1 protein-coding gene is annotated in these 2,942 nt (G+C 64.2%); it reads right to left on the reverse strand.

Going from position 1 to position 2,942, the window contains the following annotated elements; genetic code table 11:
* On the reverse strand, window positions 1–2,921 hold a 2,921-nt coding region (locus GVL12_RS25550), incomplete at its 3' end, for an Ig-like domain-containing protein (RefSeq protein WP_200844087.1).
* Between the last annotated feature and the right edge of the window lie 21 nt (window positions 2,922–2,942).

The raw sequence follows: 2,942 nt of genomic DNA on the forward strand, positions 1-2,942 counted from the left end.
ATGGTGATGGTGATGGAAGCGCTGGAAGTGTCGCCGTCCTTGTCGGTGATGGTGTAGGTGAACACATCGGTGGCCGTCAGGGGCTCGCCGTTGTTGCGCACGTACTCATACGCGCCATCGGGCTGGATCGTCAGCGTGCCATGTTCGCCCGCGATGGTGAACGAGCCATCGGGGTTGGACACGACAGTGTTGCCGGAGACATTGTCGGAAGCGATGGCCGAGACCAGGGTGTCGCGATCGGCACCCAGGGTGTCGTTGCCCAGGGCGTTGCCGGTGGCGGTGTCGCTGCCGTTGTCTACGGTGGCGGTGTCGTTGGAGGCTTCCGGCACATCGTCGGTGATGTCCACGACCACGGTTACCGTGGTGCTGTCGCCGTCCTTGTCGGTCACCGTCACGTCAAACTCATCGGTGGGCGACTTGCTGGTGTCGTCTACCGGGGTCTTGAGTTCGTATTCGTAGGTGATGGTGGGCGGTGTGCCTGCGACCGGGTCTTCGGGCGTATACGTCACGGTCACTTCACCTTGCGGTGTCGTGATCTTGGTGGGCAGATCAGGCACCAGGGTCACTGCACTGCCGCCAGGCGGCGTGATGGTGACGGTGGTGGTGTCATCGCCGGGCACCAGGGTGATGGTGCCGGTGGTGATATTGCTGCCGGAGTCCGGGTCGCTGCCGTTGGGCAGGCCGCTTTCGCTGACGCTGCCATCGGGCTTGATCACGGGACGGGTCGGGCCCGTGGGGTCCGAGGGATCCACAGGGACCAGTACGGGCGGGTTGCCGTCCTTGTCCGTCACCACGGGGGTGTTGTCCGCAATGGTGATGGTGATGGAAGCGCTGGAGGTGTCACCGTCCTTGTCGGTGATGGTGTAGGTGAACACATCGGTAGCTGTCAGGGGCTCGCCATCGTTGCGGGTGTAGGTGTAGCTGCCATCGGGGGCGATGGTCAGCGTGCCGTACTCGCCCGTTACGGTGATCTTGCCGGTGGCAGGGTCCACGGCCACGGGAGCGTTGTCCTGCGGACCCTGGGCGCTGGTCACCAGGGTGTCGCGATCGGCGCCCAGGGTGTCGTTGCCCAGGGCATTGCCGGTGGCGGTGTCGCTGCCGTTGTCTACGGTGGCGGTGTCGTTGGAGGCTTCCGGTACATCGTCGGTGATGTCCACGACCACGGTTACCGTGGTGCTGTCGCCGTCCTTGTCGGTCACCGTCACGTCGAACTCATCGGTGGGTGACTTGCTGGTGTTGTCCACCGGGGTCTTGAGCTCGTACTCGTAGGTGATGGTGGGGGCGTCCGTGCCATTGCCCGGTGTATACGTCACGGTCACTTCACCTTGCGGTGTCGTGATCTTGGTGGGCAGGTCGGGCACCAGGGTCACTGCACTGCCGCCAGGCGGTGTGATGGTGACGGTGGTGGTGTCGTCGCCAGGCACCAGGGTGATGGTGCCGGTGGTGATATTGCTGTCCGAGTTCGGATCGCTGCCGTTGGGCAGGCCGCTTTCGCTGACGCTGCCATCGGGCTTGATCACGGGACGGGTCGGGCCCGTGGGGTCTGCCGGGTCGACAGGAAGCAGCACGGGCGGGTTGCCGTCCTTGTCCGTCACCACGGGCGTGTGGTCCGCAATGGTGATGGTGATGGTGGCGCTGGAGGTGTCGCCGTCCTTGTCGGTGATGGTGTAGTCGAACACCTCGGTGGCGTTCAGCGGTTCGCCATCGTTGCGGGTGTAGGTGTAGCTGCCATCGGGGGCGATGGTCAGCGTGCCATGCTCGCCCGTTACGGTGATCTTGCCGGTGGCAGGGTCCACGGCCACGGGAGCGTTGTCCTGCGGACCCTGGGCGCTGGTCACCAGGGTGTCGCGGTCGGCGCCGAGGGTGTCGTTGCCCAGGGCATTGCCGGTGGCGATATTGCTGCCGTTGTCTACGGTGGCGGTGTCGTTGGAGGCTTCCGGTACATCGTCGGTGATGTCCACGACCACGGTCACCGTGGTGCTGTCGCCGTCCTTGTCGGTCACCGTTACGTCGAACTCATCGGTGGGCGACTTGCTGGTGTCGTCTACCGGGGTCTTGAGCTCGTACTCGTAGGTGATGGTGGGGGCGTCCGTGCCATTGCCCGGTGTATACGTCACGGTCACTTCACCTTGCGGTGTCGTGATCTTGGTGGGCAGGTCGGGCACCAGGGTCACTGCACTGCCGCCAGGCGGTGTGATGGTGACGGTGGTGGTGTCATCACCTGGCACCAGGGTGATGGTGCCGGTGGTGATATTGCTGTCCGAGTTCGGATCGCTGCCGTTGGGCAGGCCGCTTTCGCTGACGCTGCCATCGGGCTTGATCACGGGGCGGGTCGGGCCCGTGGGGTCTGCCGGGTCGACAGGAAGCAGCACGGGCGGGTTGCCGTCCTTGTCCGTCACCACGGGCGTGTGGTCCGCAATGGTGATGGTGATGGTGGCGCTGGAAGCGTCACCGTCCTTGTCGGTGATGGTGTAGGTGAACACATCGGTGGCCGTCAGGGGCTCGCCGTTGTTGCGCACGTACTCATACGCGCCATCGGGCTGGATTGTCAGCGTGCCATGTTCACCCTCGATGGTGAACGAGCCATCGGGGTTGGACACGACAGTGTTGCCGGAGACATTGTCGGAAGCGATGGCCGAGACCAGCGTATCGCGGTCGGCGCCCAGGGTGTCATTGCCCAGGGCATTGCCGGTGGCGGTGTTGCTGCCGTTGTCTACGGTGGCGGTGTCGTTGGAGGCTTCCGGTACATCGTCGGTGATGTCCACGACCACGGTTACCGTGGTGCTGTCGCCGTCCTTGTCGGTCACCGTCACGTCGAACTCATCGGTGGGCGACTTGCTGGTGTCGTCTACCGGGGTCTTGAGTTCGTATTCGTAGGTGATGGTGGGGGCGTCCGTGCCATTGCCCGGTGTATACGTCACGGTCACTTCACCTTGCGGTGT

It is taken from the genome of Pantoea sp. 18069, from assembly GCF_902706035.1.
In the GTDB taxonomy this organism is placed as follows: Bacteria; Pseudomonadota; Gammaproteobacteria; order Burkholderiales; family Burkholderiaceae_C; genus Comamonas.